Genomic DNA, 14891 nt, shown 5'->3' with positions numbered 1-14891 from the left:
TGCGCTGGAGGATTGAGCGCATAAGGGCGGCTGTCCGGCAGGCCCAGTCACCGAATCGAGGCACTTGCATGACCGAGCGACGGCGGATCACCCCTGTCATTCTTTCGGGGGGCTCCGGCACGCGATTGTGGCCGTTGTCCCGGACGGAGCGTCCGAAGCAGCTCCTGTCGCTGACGCATGTCGAGACGATGCTCCAGATGACGGCGCGGCGGACGACGGGGGCGGAGCGCTTCGCGGCGCCGGTGGTGGTGGCGAGCGCCGCCCATGCCGACGCGATCGAGGCGCAGCTCCACGAGGCGGGGATCGAGCCCGGCACGCTGATCCTCGAACCCGCCGCCCGCAACACCGCGCCCGCCATCGCGCTGGCGGCGTGCGCGGCCGAGCCCGACCAGATGCTGCTGGTGATGCCGAGCGATCACGTCATCGGCGACGTGGCCGCCTTCCACGCCGCGATCGAGAAGGCGGTGCCGCTGGTGGAAGCGGGCTGGCTCGCCACCTTCGGCATCGCACCGACCTCGCCCGAGACGGGGTACGGCTATATCTGCCGCGGCGAGGAGATTGCGGCAGGCGTCCAGCGTGTCGCCCGCTTCGTCGAGAAGCCCGATCTTGCCACCGCCGAGAGCTATCTCGCTCAGGGCTGCTATTCGTGGAATGGCGGCATCTTCCTGTTCACCGCCGCGCGCTACATGGCGGCGCTCGATCTCCACGCGCCGGGCATCGCGGCGGCGGCCCGCGAGGCGGTGGCGTCAGGACGCTGCGAGGGCGGCCGGCTCCATCCCGATCCGCTGGCGTTCGGGCGCTCGCCATCGGATTCGATCGACTATGCGGTGATGGAGAAAGCCGATCGCGTCGCGGTCGTGCCGGTCGAGATGGGCTGGTCGGACGTCGGGAGCTGGGATGCGCTCCATGAGCTGGCGGTCAAGGACCATGACGGCAACGCCCATCATGGCGAGGTGCTCGCCATCGACACCTCCAACTGCCTGATCCGCTCCGAAGGCCCGCTGGTCGCCGCCATCGGCGTCAAGGATGTCATCGTCATCGCCACCCGCGATGCCGTCCTCGTCATGCCCAGAGGCGACAGCCAGCAGGTCAAGCGCGCCGTCGATCAGCTCAAGCGCTCCGGCCACGCCACGCTCGACCGGCCTTGCTGAGTCAGGATTCGGGCACCAGCTCCATCACGTCCATCTTCGATTCCCACGCCGGATAGGGCAGCAGCATCCGCCACTGATGCTCGCCCACCCGCTCGATCGCACCGACCATGTCGCGGTCGACGTCGCGGCCATAGGCGATCGGCTTCGATTCATCGCCAAGGATCATCGTGCCGAGGAAGATCGAGCGCGAGGCGCTGTCCGGGTAGATCCGCCCCGACGGCCGCTGGAGCCCGTTCAGCTCGATCAGCCGCTGCAACCTGTCCGACGGGCGAATCTGGCAACGGTGCATCGGATAGGCGACGAACGTCAGATGCCCCTCCTGCCTGGCGCCGAGCTTGATGACCCGGCAGCGATAGAAGCCGGCCGGCAGCGCCGCGCCGTCCAGCGCCGCATCGGGATCGAGCAGCCGCCCTTCGGCGTCGATCTCCGCGCCATGGCCGTGCGCGCGCGCCTCCGTCAGCGAATCGACGAACGCCTTGCGCCATGCGCGCAGGCGGACATGATCGGGATCGCTGATCGCGTCACGCCAGTCCGGCATGGGAGACTGGCCCGCGGCGCTGGCCGGCGGGCAGGCCCCCTTGGTCGCGCATCCCGACAGCCCCGCGAGCATCATCAGGGCGACGGAGGACACGACGGCACGGACGGGCATGGACGACCTTTCGACAGACTGGACGCAACCATAGCCTGCCCTGCCCGCCGCCGACAACGGCCGCCGCCTCAGCTCACTCGGCCGTCCAGCCGCCATCGATCGAATAGTTGGAACCGGTGATCTGCGCCGCCTCGTCGCGGCAGAGAAACACCGCCAGCGCCGCCACCTGCTCGGCGGTGACGAATTGCTTGGTCGGCTGGCCATCGAGCAGCACGTCATTGATGACCTGCTCGCGGGTGAGCCCGCGCGCCTTCATCGTATCGGGGATCTGGTTCTCGACCAGCGGCGTCCAGACATAGCCCGGCGAGATGCAGTTGACCGTGATGCCGAAGGTCGCCGTCTCCAGCGCCGCTGTCTTGGTGAGGCCGTCGATGCCGTGCTTGGCGGTGACATAAGCGGACTTGAACGGCGAGGCGACCTTCGAATGGGCCGAGGCCGTCGAGATGATGCGGCCCCACTTCTTCTCCTTCATGAAGGGGATCGCCGCCTGCATCAGATGGAAAGCGGAGGAGAGGTTGATCGCGATGATCTGGTCCCACTTGGCGACCGGGAAGGTGTCGATCGGCTCGACATGCTGGACGCCGGCATTGGCGATCACGATGTCCGGCCCGCCCAGCTCGTCATGGCAGCGCCGGACCATCGCGTGGATCGCGTCCGGCTTGGTCATGTCGGCGTCCGAATAGAGCGCCTTGCCGGACGTCGCCTCCAGGCCGGCGCGCTCCTTCTCGATCGCGGCGGCGTCGCCGAAACCGTTAATCATCACCTGCGCGCCCTCGGCCGCCAGCGCCTTCGCATAAGCGAGGCCGATGCCCGAGGTGGAGCCGGTGACGAGCGCGGTCTTGCCCTTGAGGAACATGAGGCTGTTCTCCTTGCAGTGGATGGTGCCGTCAGCGCGGCGTGAGATCGAAAGCGGCGGTCTTGCCGTCGAGGATGTTGGTGGCGAGCAGCGAGGCGTTGCGGATCGTCTCGGCGACGGCGTTGTGGCCGGCCTGCCAATGCTCGGCCTTGGTGCGTTCCGAAAACTCGTAATCGCGCGAGCCGCCCTCCCACGCGTTGGCGCGGTAGATGAGCTGGACGAGGCTCACCGCATATTCGTGCGCGATGGCGGTGAGCGCCTTGACGTCGGGATCGTCGCGCAGCTCGGGCGGCAGCTTGGCGAGCACGCGCGAGGCGACCTCGCGGCGCTTGCGCGCCTTCATCCGTTCGTCCGAGATGGTGCGCGTGCGGCTGGAATATTGGATCTCCTTGGAGCGGGCCATCACATCCATCATCGTCCTGGGCTTCACGCCCTGCGACGAGAACAGGTCGACCTGGAAGATCAGCAGGTCCGTCGTCTGGTTGTCGAGCACATGGCTGAGCGGCGTGTTCGAGACGACGCCCCCGTCCCACCACCATTTGCCGTCGATCTCGACCGGCGGGAGGCCCGGCGGCAGCGCGCCCGACGCCATGATGTGGCGATGGTCGATCCGGCATTTCCTCGTGTCGAAGAAAAAGAAATTGCCGCTCTCGATCTCGACCGCGCCGACCGACAGCCGCACCGGGCCGTCATTGAGCAGATCCCAGTCGACCAGTTCGTTGAGCGTCGCGATCAGCGGGGTGGTGTCGTAATAGCTGAGCGCCTCGCAGCTTCCCGGCGCGGCCATGATCGGCGGCAGCGGGCGCGGCGCGAAGAAGCCCGGCACGCCACCCGTCGCCACCATCGCGGCGGACCATTCGTGCAGCACCTCGCGCATCGAGTCCGACGCCCAGGGGATCGGGAAGCTCGGCAGGCTGGACGTCACCTTGTCCCAGAACTGCCGAAGCCGCTCGACCCGGCGTTCGGGCGGGTTGCCCGCGATCAGCGCGGCGTTGATCGCCCCGATCGAGATGCCGGCCACCCAGTCGACCTCGATGTCGACCTCGGTCAGCGCCTCGTAGACGCCGGCCTGAAAGGAGCCCAGCGCACCCCCGCCCTGGAGGACGAGGGCCACCTGATCGGGCAACGGCATGGGCGCATGGGTCTTGCGCCGGCGAGGATCGGCATCGGACATGGCGGTCATCCTGCGCCTGTTGTTGCAACGCATCAAGCATGGGTTCATGACAGTTTGGCAACCCAGGGCCAGGCCCGCGCATTCTTGGCGCGCAACGAATTTCGGGGAGGAAGCCGCCATGCGGCTCGACGACTACCGGACCAGCGACAATGTCGGCGACGAGCGCGGCCAGAATTATGGCGGCGGCGGAGGGTTCGGAGGCGGCGGCGGCATGTTCCCGCTGCTGCTCGGCTTCGTCTTCAACCGCTTCGGGATCGGCGGAATCGTCGTCCTCATCATCGGCGCGCTGATCTTCGGCGGCAATCCGCTGGCGCTGATGGGCGGCGACCATGCGCTGCCCCAGGGCAATGCCCCCGCCATCACCAGGGAAGGCGCGGCCCATGCCTGCGCGGTGGATGCGGCGAGCAAATTCTCCTGTCAGGTGCTGGCCTCCACCGAGGACACCTGGGCCAAGCTCTTCGCCGCGCAGGGCAAGCAATACACGCCCGCCGGCCTGATCTTCTACAGCCGCAGCGGCCTGTCCGGTTGCGGCGCCGCACAATCGGCGATGGGGCCGTTCTACTGCCCGAACGACCAGAAGGTGTATCTCGACACCAGTTTCTATGACGAGCTGAAGAGCCGCTTCGGCGCGCCGGGCGATTTCGCGCAGGCCTATGTCGTGGCGCACGAGGTCGGCCATCATGTGCAGGATCTGCTCGGCATCCTCCCCAAGGTGAGCGCGCAGCAGCGCAGCCTGAGCGCCAAGCAGGCCAATGCGCTTCAGGTGCGTGTCGAATTGCAGGCGGATTGCTTCGCCGGCGTCTGGGCCGCCAACAACCGCGACCGGCTCGATCCGGGCGACGTCGAGGAAGGCATGAAGGCCGCCCACTCGATCGGCGACGACACGCTCCAGCAGGAGGCGCAGGGCCGCGTCATGCCCGACAGCTTCACCCACGGCACCTCGGCACAGCGCATGGAGTGGCTGAAGAAGGGCCTCGATTCGGGCGATCCCGCCCAGTGCGACACCTTCGCGGCGGATGCGGACGCCTGATCGCATCCCGCAAGCCCCCTCCCGGAGGATCGACATGGACTATCTCAAGCTCGGCAACACCGGACTCGACGTCTCCCGCCTCTGCCTCGGCTGCATGACCTATGGCGTGCCGGATCGCGGCAACCATGCATGGACGCTCGACGAGGAGAGGAGCCGCCCGATCATCCGGCAGGCGGTCGAGGCCGGGATCAATTTCTTCGACACCGCCAACGTCTATTCGGACGGCACCTCCGAAGAGATCGTCGGCCGCGCGCTCAAGGAGTTCACCCGCCGCGAGGAAGTGGTGATCGCCACCAAGGTCCACGGCCGGATGCGGCCCGGCCCGAACGGCGCGGGGCTCTCCCGCAAGGCGATCCTGACCGAGATCGACGCCTCGCTGAAGCGGCTCGGCACCGATTATGTCGACCTCTACCAGATCCACCGCTTCGATCATGAGGTGCCGATCGAGGAGACTCTGGAGACGCTCCATGATGTCGTGAAGGCGGGCAAGGCGCGCTATATCGGCGCCTCGTCGATGGCGGCGTGGCAGTTCGCGACGATGCTCCACGTCGCCGAGCAGAATGGCTGGACGCGCTTCGTCACCATGCAGAACTATCTGAACCTCCTCTACCGCGAGGAGGAGCGCGAGATGCTGCCGCTCTGCGAGGCGGAGGGGATCGGCGTGATCCCGTGGAGCCCGCTCGCCCGCGGCCGCCTCACCCGCGACTGGGACGAGGCGACGGCCCGCTCCGACACCGACAATTTCGGCCGCACCCTCTACGCCGACACCGCCGCCGCCGACCGCAAGGTGGTGGAGCGCGTCGCCGAGATCGCGAAGGAGCGCGGCGTGCCGCGCGCCCAGATCGCGCTCGCCTGGGTGCTCTCCAGGCTCGAGGTGTCGGCGCCGATCGTCGGCGCGTCGAAGGCGGGGCATCTCGACGATGCGATCGCCGCGCTCGACATCGAGCTGAGCGACGAGGAGATCGAGCGGCTGGAGGAACCTTATGTTCCCCATGCGGTGGTGGGCTTCGAGATCAAGTCCTGATCCGCGAACGGCGCGCGTTCGTGCATCGCCCGAGCGGAGGATGACGGCCGTGGAACGCACGCCGCCTGTCCGCCTTTCGTCGCGCCTCGGCGACATGGCTTCCCTCCCGCCGCGAAAAGGGGTCTAACCGCAGCGGACATCGATGGAGGGATTGCCGATGAAGATGCGTCTCCTCGCAACCGCCGCCCTGCTGCTCTGGCCCGATATCGCCCTGGCGCAACAGCCGCAGACCCGACCCGCCCCCGGCGCGCGGCCCGAGCGGCCCGGGCCGAGCCGCCCCGGCGCCGGGCGTCCTGGAGGGCCGGGCCAGCATCCCGGCGGCCCCGGTCGTCCCGGTGGCTCCGTCGGCCCCAATCGCCCCGGTGGTCCGGGTCGCCCCGGCGGCAATGTCCGGCCGCCCAACCCCGGCCCCGGAGCCCAGCCTTCCCGTCCGGGCCGCCCGCCCGTGGGTCAGCATCCCGGCATCGGCCAGCGACCGCCCCAGCATCGCCCCGGCGCCGGCCGTCCGCCGCGCTTCAAGCCGATCCACGGGCCGGCCTTCCGCTATCCGCGCGGCTACAGCTATCGCCGCTGGTCCATCGGCCTGCTCCTGCCGAGCCTGTTCCTGTCCTCCAGCTATTATTTCGACAATTATCCCGCGCTCGGCGTCGGGCCGCCGCCGCCGGGCTGCCGCTGGGTGCGCTATGGGCCGGACCTGCTGCTGGTCGACGTCCGCACCGGCCGCATCCGCGACGTCCTCTACGGCGCTTTCTACTGACCCTGGACGGCGCGTGGCCTCAGGCCGAGGCCCGCGCCGCTTCCAACCCGCCGGTCAGCGCGCGCAGCACCGCCCCGTCCCGCAGTCGCGCGGGCTCGACATGCGCGGCGTAGAGCAACCCGATCTCGCGCACCTCCGCGAAGTCGGCGAGCTTCGGCCGCGCCACGCCGGGCGCGTGGAACCCCTCCGGCATCACCGTCACCCCCAGCCCGGCGCGGACCAGCGCGAGCGCGCGCTCGTCGCTGGTGGTGCGCGCCGCGAAGAAGGGGCGGACGCCGCGCGCGGTGAAGTGGCGGCTGGTGGCGGCGAGCATCTCGCACTGGCGGCGGACGATCATCGTCTCCCCCGCCAGTTCCTCCGCCTCGATCGCCACGCGCCCGGCCAGCCGGTGCCCCGCCGGCAGCGCCAGCGCATAGCCCTCGCGGAACAGCGGCTCATGGGCGAAGCGGTGATCGCCATGGACGAGCGTCAGCGCCACATCGATGCGCCCCCTCGCCAGCCGCTCCAGCAACTCCCGCTCGCGCCCTTCGACCAGCTCGACCCGCCCGTCCGACGGATGCAGCCGCGTCAGGAACGCCTCGATCCACGCCCCCGGCAGCGTCGGCAGCAGCCCGAGACGGACCGTCGCCTGCACCGTGGTGCCGCGCACCTCGCGCTCGGCATGGGCGAACTCGGCCTCGATGCGCCGGGCATGGACGGCGAAGCGCGCGCCCGCCTCGGTCAGCTCGACGCGCTTGTTGGTGCGGTGGAACAGCGCGCGGCCCATCTCGCGCTCCAGCTTGGCGATCCCGACCGACAGCGTCGGCTGCGACACGTTGCAGGCGGCCGCCGCCTTCGAGAAATTGCCCTGATCGATCACGCTCAGGAAATAGCGCAGCAGATAGCGGTCGATCATAGACCCCATCTATGATGTTCCCGAACGGCTTTCAATTTTCCTCGGGAGAGCCGCTGCTGTATCTAACCGGCAAAATGATCGGAGAGTGATATGCAGGCGTTCGACTTCGCTCTGGGCGAGATGGCGGACATGATCCGCGACACCACCCGGCGCTTCGCCACCGACCGGATCGCCCCCCTCGCCGCAGCCATCGACGCCGAGGATCGCTTCCCCGTCGAGCTGTGGCCGGAAATGGGCGCGCTCGGCCTGCACGGCGTTACGGTGGAGGAGGAGTATGGCGGGCTCGGCCTCGGCTATCTGGAGCATGTCATCGCCTGCGAGGAGGTGGCGCGGGCCTCCGCCTCGGTGGGCCTCTCCTACGGCGCGCACTCGAACCTCTGCGTCAACCAGATCCGCCGCTGGGGCTCGCCGGAGCAGAAGGCCAAGTATCTCCCCGGTCTGATCTCGGGCGAGCATGTCGGCTCACTGGCGATGTCGGAGGCGGGCGCCGGTTCGGATGTGGTGAGCATGAAGCTGCGCGCCGACAAGGTGGATGGCGGCTGGCGGCTCAACGGCACCAAATTCTGGATCACCAACGCGCCCTATGCCGAGACGCTGGTGGTCTATGCCAAGACGGCGCCGGACGCGGGCTCCAAGGGCATCACCGCCTTCCTGATCGAGAAGGGTTTCGCCGGCTTCTCGATCGGCCAGAAGATCGACAAGATGGGGATGCGCGGCTCGCCGACCGCCGAACTCGTGTTCAACGACTGCTTCGTGCCCGACGAGAATGTCATGGGGCCGGTGAATGGCGGCGTCGGCGTGTTGATGTCGGGGCTCGATTATGAGCGCGTGGTGCTCTCGGGCATCCAGCTCGGCATCATGCAGGCGTGCCTCGACGTGGTCCTCCCCTATGTCCGCGAGCGCAAGCAGTTCGGCAAGGCGATCGGCACCTTCCAGCTCATGCAGGGCAAGGTGGCGGACATGGTCGTCGCGCTCAATTCGTCGCGGGCCTATGTCTATGCCGTGGCGCGCGCCTGCGATGCGGGCCAGACGACCCGCTACGACGCGGCGGGTGCGATCCTGCTCGCCTCCGAGAATGCCGTGAAGGTCGCCAACGAGGCGATCCAGGCGCTCGGCGGGGCGGGCTATACGAAGGACTGGCCGGTCGAGCGCTTCGCCCGCGACGCCAAGCTGCTCGACATCGGCGCGGGTACCAACGAGATCCGCCGGATGCTGATCGGCCGCGAGCTGGTCGGCGCATGAGCGGCCGGGCGCACATCCTCCCCTGCAAGGGGAGGGGGACCGCCGAAGGCGGTGGAGGGGCGTCGACGCCCATGGCGAACGTCGCGCGTGCAGAGGGGGGCATACCCCTCCACCAGCCTGCGGCTGGTCCCCCTCCCCTTGCAGGGGAGGATTTCTGATGGGGCCGGTCCTCTCCACGCTCGCCGATCCTTCGTCCGAGGATTTCCGCCGCCGCGACGCGCACAACCGAGCGCTGGCCGACAAGCTCCGCTCCGATGTGGCGACCGCCGCGCTCGGCGGATCGGAGGCGTCGCGGGAGAAGCATATCGCGCGCGGCAAGCTCCTGCCCCGCGATCGCGTCGGCCATCTGCTCGATCCCGGCGCGCCTTTCCTCGAGATCGGCCAGCTCGCGGCGCATGGCCTCTACAAAAGCGAGGTGCCGGGCGCGGGGATGATCGCGGGCATCGGCCGCGTCTCGGGCCGGATGTGCATGATCGTCTGCAACGACGCGACGGTGAAGGGCGGCACCTATTACCCCCTCACCGTGAAGAAGCATCTGCGCGCGCAGGAGATCGCGCGGGAGAACCGCCTCCCCTGCATCTACCTCGTCGATTCGGGCGGGGCGAACCTGCCGCACCAGGCCGAGGTTTTCCCCGACAAGGAGCATTTCGGCCGCATCTTCTTCAATCAGGCGCAGATGTCGGCGGAGGGCATCCCCCAGATCGCCTGCGTGATGGGAAGCTGCACCGCGGGCGGCGCCTATGTGCCGGCGATGTCCGACGAGACGGTGATCGTCCGCAATCAGGGCACGATCTTCCTTGCCGGCCCGCCGCTGGTGAAGGCGGCGACGGGCGAGGTGATCTCGGCCGAGGATCTGGGCGGCGGCGATCTCCATGCGCGGAAGTCCGGCGTGGTCGATCATCTCGCCGAGAATGACGAACATGCGCTGACGATCGTCCGCGACATCGTCGCGACGCTGCCAACGGATCGCACCCCCGACATTGCACTGAAGGAGCCGCGCCCTCCGAAGCACGATCCGGCCGAACTCTATGGCCTGATCCCCCGCGACGTCCGCGCGCCCTACGATGTCCATGAGGTGATCGCCCGCATCGTCGACGGATCGGAATTCCACGAGTTCAAGGCGCTCTACGGCACCACCCTGGTCTGCGGCTTCGCGCATATCTGGGGGATGCCGGTGGCGATCCTCGCCAACAATGGCGTGCTGTTCTCCGAAGCCGCCGTGAAGGGCGCGCACTTCATCGAGCTCGCCTGCCAGCGCCGTATCCCGCTCTTGTTTCTCCAGAACATCTCGGGCTTCATGGTCGGCGGCAAATATGAGGCCGAGGGCATCGCCAAGCATGGCGCCAAGCTGGTGACGGCGGTCGCCACCGCGTCGGTCCCCAAGATCACCATGCTGATCGGCGGATCGTTCGGCGCGGGCAATTACGGCATGGCGGGGCGCGCTTATTCGCCGCGCTTCCTGTTCTCATGGCCCAACAGCCGCATCTCGGTGATGGGCGGCGAGCAGGCGGCCTCCGTCCTCGCCACCGTCCACCGCGACGCCGACAAGTGGACGCCCGAGGAGGCCGAGGCCTTCAAGGCCCCCATCCGGCAGAAGTACGAGGACGAAGGCAACCCCTGGAACGCCACCGCGAACCTGTGGGACGACGGCATCGTCGATCCCGTCCAGACCCGCGACGTGCTGGGCCTGAGCCTCGCCGCCTGCCTGAACACCCCCATTCCCGAGCGCCCGGCGTTCGGCGTGTTTCGGATGTAATGCGATGATCGAAAGCCTCCTCATCGCCAATCGCGGCGAGATCGCCTGCCGGATCATCCGCACCGCGCGAAAGCTCGGCATCCGCACCGTCGCCGTCTATTCCGACGCCGACGCGCACGCCCTGCATGTCCGCATGGCGGATGAGGCGGTCGCGATCGGCCCGGCCCCGGCGCGCGAAAGCTATCTCGTCGGGGATCGCATCATCGCCGCCGCCAAGGAGACCGGCGCCGAGGCGATCCACCCCGGCTATGGCTTCCTCTCCGAAAATGCCGACTTCGCCGAGGCCGTGACGGCGGCGGGGATCGTCTGGGTCGGGCCGAAGCCCTCCAGCATCCGCGCCATGGGCCTCAAGGATGCCGCCAAGAAGCTGATGCAGGAAGCGGGCGTCCCCACCACGCCCGGCTATCTCGGCGAGGACCAGCGGCCCGAGCATCTGAAGGCGGAGGCCGACACGATCGGCTATCCGGTGCTCATCAAGGCAGTCGCGGGCGGCGGCGGCAAGGGGATGCGGAAGGTGGAGGCGTCGGCCGACTTCCTCGACGCCCTCGCCTCCTGCCAGCGCGAGGCGGCATCGAGCTTCGGCGACGACCGGGTGCTGATCGAGAAATACATCCTCTCGCCCCGCCATATCGAGGTGCAGGTCTTCGGGGACGAACACGGAAACGTCGTCCACCTGTTCGAGCGCGACTGCTCGCTCCAGCGCCGCCACCAGAAGGTGATCGAGGAAGCCCCCGCCCCCGGCATGGACGAAGCGACGCGCGAGGCGGTCTGCGGCGCGGCCGTGAAGGCGGCCAAGGCGGTCGACTATGTCGGCGCGGGCACCATCGAGTTCATCGCCGACGCATCCGAGGGCCTGCGCGCCGACCGCATCTGGTTCATGGAGATGAACACAAGGCTTCAGGTCGAGCATCCGGTGACGGAGTCGATCACCGGGCAGGATCTGGTCGAGTGGCAGCTCCGCGTCGCGAGCGGTGAAGCGCTGCCGAAGCGTCAGGACGAACTCGCCATCGACGGCTGGGCGATGGAAGCGCGCATCTATGCGGAAGACCCGGCCAAGGGCTTCCTGCCGAGCATCGGGCCGCTCACCATCTATCGCGGTTGGGACGATGTCCGCGTCGACAGCGGCGTCGAGGAAGGCGGGCAGGTCACACCCTTCTACGACCCGATGATCGCCAAGCTGATCGCCCACGAGGCCACCCGCGAGGCAGCAGCGGAAGTGCTGGCCGAGGCCTGCGCCGCGACCGACATCTGGCCGGTCAGGACCAACGCCCCCTTCCTGTGGCGGGCGCTCGACCATGAGGACTTCCGCGCCGCCCGCATCGACACAGGCTTCATCGAACGCCACGGCGACAGCCTCCTCCCCCCCGCCGAGCCGACCGAGGACATGGTCCTGCAAGCCGCCGCCGCGATCGCGGTGCAGGAGGCGCATGGCGAGCCGACGATGGTCGATGCGGTCGACGGCAGCCTGCTCGGCAAGCCCGAGCGCGGCAGCGTGTGGCGCTCGCTGATGGGCTTCCGCGCCAATGCCGGGGCGGATCGCCGCATCCGCGTCGAGATCGACGGCAAGCCGTATGAGGCCGAACTCCCGCGCGACTGGGAGAAGGCCCCGGTGATCGGCGAGCCGGTCGATGACGGCGTGGTCGTCAATGACGACGGCTTGTCCTTCCTCGCCAGCGTGCCGCGCTATCATGGCGACACGGCGGGCATCTCCGACGGAGCCCTCACAGCCCCCATGCCGGGCCGCGTCGTCTCGGTGGAGGTGGCCAAGGGTGACAAGGTCGCCAAGGGCCAGCGCATCGTCGTCATCGAGGCGATGAAGATGGAGCAGGCGCTCATCGCCCCGTTCGACGGAATCGTGGCCGAGCTCGGCCCGCAAGCTGGCGCGCAGGTTTCCGAAGGCACTTTGCTCGCCCGCATCGAGCCGGAAGGATAAACACCGTTCGCCCTGAGCCTGTCGAAGGGCTGTTCTTCTCTTCAGGAAAGACACGGGCTTCGACAGGCTCAGCCCGAACGGATTGGGAAACGGAAGCGGAGTTGGGGATGCCCGGCAAATATTTCGACGAATGGCAGGTCGGCGACCGGATCGAGCATCCGATCCGCCGCACCGTCACCGAGACGGACAATCTCCTCTTCTCGACGATGACGCACAACCCGCAGCCGCTCCACCTCGACGCCGAGGCGGCGAAGGCCAGCGAGTTCGGCCAGATCCTCGTCAACGGCACCTTCTCCTTCGCGCTGATGGTCGGGCTGACGGTGGGCGAGACGACGCTCGGCACGCTGGTGGCGAACCTCGGCTATGACGCGGTGGTGATGCCGAAACCCGTGTTCATCGGCGACACGCTGCGCGCGACGAGCGAGGTGGCGGCGCTCAAGGACAGCAAGTCGCGCCCCAACGCCGGGATCATCACCTTCCGCCACGAACTCATCAACCAGCGCGGCGAGGTGGTCTGCCGCTGCCAGCGTTCGGCGCTGCTGCTGCGGAAGCCGGCATGAGGCTGCGCTCGCTGCTGTTCGTGCCGGGCGACCGGCCGGACCGGATGGAGAAGGCGCTCGGCTCCGGCGCCGACGCGCTGATCCTCGATCTGGAGGATGCGGTGACGCCCGCCGCCCGGCCTGAGGCACGCAAGGCCATTGCCGACTTCCTTGGCCGGACGGATCGGACGACGAAATTGTTCGTCCGCGTGAATCCGCTCGACGGCCACGACACCGATGCAGACCTCGACGCCATCGCCAAGGCACGGCCCGACGGCATCGTCTTCCCCAAGGCCGAGGGCGCGGCGTCGGTGCAGGCCCTGCTGGCGAAGATGGCGGCACGCGGGATCGACGCGCCCCTCATCCCCATCGCCACCGAGACGCCCGCCGCCATCTTCCAGCTCGGCAGCTATGCGGCCGTCGCGGGCAAGCTCTGCGGCCTCACCTGGGGCGCGGAAGACCTCCCCGCCGCGATCGGCGCCGCCACCAGCCGCGAGGCGGACGGTCGCTACACCGCGCCCTACGAAATGGCCCGCGCGCTGATGCTGTTCGGGGCCGCCGCCGCCGGGATCGCGCCGATCGAGACGGTCTATCCCGCGTTCCGCGATCTCGATGGCCTCGCCGCCTACGCCGCCCGCGCCGCCCGCGACGGCTTCACCGGCATGATGGCGATCCACCCCGCGCAGGTGACGGTCATTAACGAGGCCTTCACCCCCTCGCCGGACGCCGTTGCCCATGCCCGCGCGGTGGTGGAGGCCTTCGCCGCCGCCCCGTCCGCCGGCGCTCTCCAGTTCGACGGCAGGATGATCGACGCGCCGCATCTGAAACAGGCGAAAAACCTCCTCGCCCGCGCCGGAGAGGTTTGACGAACCACGCCTCCCCTCCATACATCGGACAATATGGAGACAATCACGAGCCAACGCCCCCGCCTGCTGGTGACACGGCGGTTGCCGGAGGCGGTCGAGGCGCATCTGTCGGCGCGGTTCGAGGCGGATTTCAACGCCGATGACACGCCGCTCGGCCGCGCCGCCCTGGCCGATGCGATGACGCGCTACGACGCGATCCTGCCCACGATCACCGACCGGCTCGACGCCGAACTCCTCGCCATTCCCGGCGCGACCGTCAGGATTCTCGGCAATTTCGGCGCAGGCTTCGAGCATATCGACCTCGCCGCCGCGCGGGCCGCGGGGATCGCCGTCACCAACACCCCCGACGCGCTGACCGATGCCACCGCCGACCTTGCCATCCTGCTGATGCTGATGGCCGCGCGGCCCGCCGGCGAAGGCGAACGCGAGCTGCGCGACGGCCGCTGGACCGGCTGGCGGCCCACCCACCTGATCGGACAGGGCGTCACGGCCAAGACGCTCGGCCTCGTCGGCTTCGGCCGCATCGCGCAGGCGACCGCGAAGCGTGCCCGCGCCTTCGGGATGTGCATCCGCTATGTCAGCCGCACCCGCGCTTCCGAGACGATCGAGGCGGCGTGCGACGCCACCCCCGCCGACACGCTGGAAGCGCTGGCGGCCGAGGCCGATGTCCTTTCGCTCCATGTGCCGGGCGGGGCGGCGACGCGCCACCTGATCGACGCGCCGCTGCTCGCGCGGATGAAGCCCCACGCCATCCTCATCAACACCGCGCGCGGGCCGGTGGTGGACGAAGCAGCGCTGGCCGAGGCGCTCGCGCAAGGCCGCCTCGGCGCGGCGGGGCTCGACGTCTATGAGCGGGAACCCGCCGTCCACCCCGCGCTGCTGGCGTGCGAGCGGGCTGTCCTGCTCCCCCATCTCGGCAGCGCGACGATCGAGACGCGCACCGCCATGGGGATGCAGGCCGCCGCCAGTCTCGAAGCCTTTTTCGACGGACGGGAACCGCCCAACCGTGTCGCGTGACG

Annotated in this window: 14 protein-coding genes; 10 read left to right on the top strand and 4 right to left on the bottom strand. The window is 68.8% G+C overall.

All coding sequences use genetic code 11. The features are described 5' to 3' along the window. The first annotated feature begins 68 nt into the window (after positions 1-68). Positions 69-1151: a mannose-1-phosphate guanylyltransferase/mannose-6-phosphate isomerase gene (locus FHS98_RS07870; protein ID WP_167102553.1), complete on the top strand. Its 1083-nt coding sequence runs from the start codon at positions 69-71 to the stop codon at positions 1149-1151. 1 nt (position 1152) lies between these two features. Here FHS98_RS07870 and FHS98_RS07865 read toward each other — a convergent pair whose 3' ends face one another. The 3 genes from FHS98_RS07865 to FHS98_RS07855 form a co-directional block, all read right to left on the bottom strand. Then, positions 1153-1800 (bottom strand): DUF4893 domain-containing protein, encoded by a 648-nt coding sequence (locus tag FHS98_RS07865; protein ID WP_167102550.1) that lies wholly within the window; start codon positions 1798-1800, stop codon positions 1153-1155. Positions 1801-1873: 73 nt separating this feature from the next. Further along, positions 1874-2656 carry a 3-hydroxybutyrate dehydrogenase gene (locus FHS98_RS07860; RefSeq protein WP_167102548.1) on the bottom strand — a complete coding sequence of 261 codons (783 nt, stop codon included), beginning with the start codon at positions 2654-2656 and terminating at the stop codon, positions 1874-1876. A 31-nt stretch (positions 2657-2687) separates the two neighbouring features. After that, positions 2688-3830: a patatin-like phospholipase family protein gene (locus FHS98_RS07855; RefSeq protein ID WP_167102545.1), complete on the bottom strand. Its 1143-nt coding sequence runs from the start codon at positions 3828-3830 to the stop codon at positions 2688-2690. A 118-nt stretch (positions 3831-3948) separates the two neighbouring features. Here FHS98_RS07855 and ypfJ point away from each other — a divergent pair, with 118 nt between their 5' ends. The 3 genes from ypfJ to FHS98_RS07840 all read left to right on the top strand — a co-directional run bounded on the left by ypfJ (position 3949) and on the right by FHS98_RS07840 (position 6641). Then, the gene (ypfJ, locus tag FHS98_RS07850; protein ID WP_167102542.1) at positions 3949-4860 is read left to right on the top strand and encodes a KPN_02809 family neutral zinc metallopeptidase; all 912 of its coding nucleotides are present in this window, start codon (positions 3949-3951) and stop codon (positions 4858-4860) included. Positions 4861-4894: 34 nt separating this feature from the next. Then, a complete protein-coding gene (locus FHS98_RS07845; protein WP_167102539.1) occupies positions 4895-5884 on the top strand; it encodes an aldo/keto reductase in 990 nt (329 codons plus the stop codon). 157 nt (positions 5885-6041) lie between these two features. Then, positions 6042-6641, top strand: a complete 600-nt coding sequence (locus FHS98_RS07840; protein WP_167102537.1) for an RcnB family protein — start codon at positions 6042-6044, stop codon at positions 6639-6641. 19 nt (positions 6642-6660) lie between these two features. Here the strand turns inward: FHS98_RS07840 and FHS98_RS07835 are convergent, their stop codons facing one another. Further along, positions 6661-7536, bottom strand: coding sequence for a LysR family transcriptional regulator (locus FHS98_RS07835; protein ID WP_167102534.1), 876 nt, complete (start codon positions 7534-7536; stop codon positions 6661-6663). Between the two features lie 90 nt (positions 7537-7626). Here FHS98_RS07835 and FHS98_RS07830 point away from each other — a divergent pair, with 90 nt between their 5' ends. The 6 genes from FHS98_RS07830 to FHS98_RS07805 all read left to right on the top strand — a co-directional run bounded on the left by FHS98_RS07830 (position 7627) and on the right by FHS98_RS07805 (position 14889). Then, positions 7627-8778 carry an isovaleryl-CoA dehydrogenase gene (locus FHS98_RS07830; protein WP_167102532.1) on the top strand — a complete coding sequence of 384 codons (1152 nt, stop codon included), beginning with the start codon at positions 7627-7629 and terminating at the stop codon, positions 8776-8778. A 154-nt stretch (positions 8779-8932) separates the two neighbouring features. Beyond that, entirely contained in the window at positions 8933-10534 is a 1602-nt protein-coding gene (locus FHS98_RS07825; protein WP_167103043.1) for a carboxyl transferase domain-containing protein, read from the top strand. Between the two features lie 4 nt (positions 10535-10538). Further along, positions 10539-12467, top strand: a complete 1929-nt coding sequence (locus FHS98_RS07820) for an acetyl/propionyl/methylcrotonyl-CoA carboxylase subunit alpha (RefSeq protein ID WP_167102529.1) — start codon at positions 10539-10541, stop codon at positions 12465-12467. 107 nt (positions 12468-12574) lie between these two features. Further along, positions 12575-13027, top strand: a complete 453-nt coding sequence (locus FHS98_RS07815) for a MaoC family dehydratase (RefSeq protein WP_167102526.1) — start codon at positions 12575-12577, stop codon at positions 13025-13027. Then, complete coding sequence (locus FHS98_RS07810; RefSeq protein WP_167102523.1) at positions 13024-13872, top strand: HpcH/HpaI aldolase/citrate lyase family protein; 849 nt, start codon at positions 13024-13026, stop codon at positions 13870-13872. Before FHS98_RS07815 ends, FHS98_RS07810 begins: the two co-directional genes overlap by 4 nt. A 33-nt stretch (positions 13873-13905) precedes the next feature. Beyond that, positions 13906-14889, top strand: coding sequence for a 2-hydroxyacid dehydrogenase (locus FHS98_RS07805; protein ID WP_167102520.1), 984 nt, complete (start codon positions 13906-13908; stop codon positions 14887-14889). The last annotated feature ends 2 nt before the right edge of the window (positions 14890-14891 follow it).

The sequence above is a fragment of the Sphingomonas oligoaromativorans genome (genome assembly GCF_011762195.1).
In the GTDB taxonomy this organism is placed as follows: Bacteria; Pseudomonadota; Alphaproteobacteria; order Sphingomonadales; family Sphingomonadaceae; genus Solisphingomonas; species Solisphingomonas oligoaromativorans.
Note: the sequence above shows the minus strand (reverse complement) of the source record. Positions and strands in the feature narration are given on the sequence as shown.

What these genes read in the sequence shown, in the direction of transcription:
- FHS98_RS07835 (WP_167102534.1), bottom strand. Translation starts at nt 7,536, where the DNA reads ATGATCGACCGCTATCTGCTGCGCTATTTCCTGAGCGTGATCGATCAG.
- FHS98_RS07845 (WP_167102539.1), top strand. Translation starts at nt 4,895, where the DNA reads ATGGACTATCTCAAGCTCGGCAACACCGGACTCGACGTCTCCCGCCTC.
- FHS98_RS07860 (WP_167102548.1), bottom strand. Translation starts at nt 2,656, where the DNA reads ATGTTCCTCAAGGGCAAGACCGCGCTCGTCACCGGCTCCACCTCGGGC.
- FHS98_RS07865 (WP_167102550.1), bottom strand. Translation starts at nt 1,800, where the DNA reads ATGCCCGTCCGTGCCGTCGTGTCCTCCGTCGCCCTGATGATGCTCGCG.
- FHS98_RS07805 (WP_167102520.1), top strand. Translation starts at nt 13,906, where the DNA reads ATGGAGACAATCACGAGCCAACGCCCCCGCCTGCTGGTGACACGGCGG.
- ypfJ (WP_167102542.1), top strand. Translation starts at nt 3,949, where the DNA reads ATGCGGCTCGACGACTACCGGACCAGCGACAATGTCGGCGACGAGCGC.
- FHS98_RS07820 (WP_167102529.1), top strand. Translation starts at nt 10,539, where the DNA reads ATGATCGAAAGCCTCCTCATCGCCAATCGCGGCGAGATCGCCTGCCGG.
- FHS98_RS07855 (WP_167102545.1), bottom strand. Translation starts at nt 3,830, where the DNA reads ATGTCCGATGCCGATCCTCGCCGGCGCAAGACCCATGCGCCCATGCCG.
- FHS98_RS07840 (WP_167102537.1), top strand. Translation starts at nt 6,042, where the DNA reads ATGAAGATGCGTCTCCTCGCAACCGCCGCCCTGCTGCTCTGGCCCGAT.
- FHS98_RS07815 (WP_167102526.1), top strand. Translation starts at nt 12,575, where the DNA reads ATGCCCGGCAAATATTTCGACGAATGGCAGGTCGGCGACCGGATCGAG.
- FHS98_RS07870 (WP_167102553.1), top strand. Translation starts at nt 69, where the DNA reads ATGACCGAGCGACGGCGGATCACCCCTGTCATTCTTTCGGGGGGCTCC.
- FHS98_RS07810 (WP_167102523.1), top strand. Translation starts at nt 13,024, where the DNA reads ATGAGGCTGCGCTCGCTGCTGTTCGTGCCGGGCGACCGGCCGGACCGG.
- FHS98_RS07830 (WP_167102532.1), top strand. Translation starts at nt 7,627, where the DNA reads ATGCAGGCGTTCGACTTCGCTCTGGGCGAGATGGCGGACATGATCCGC.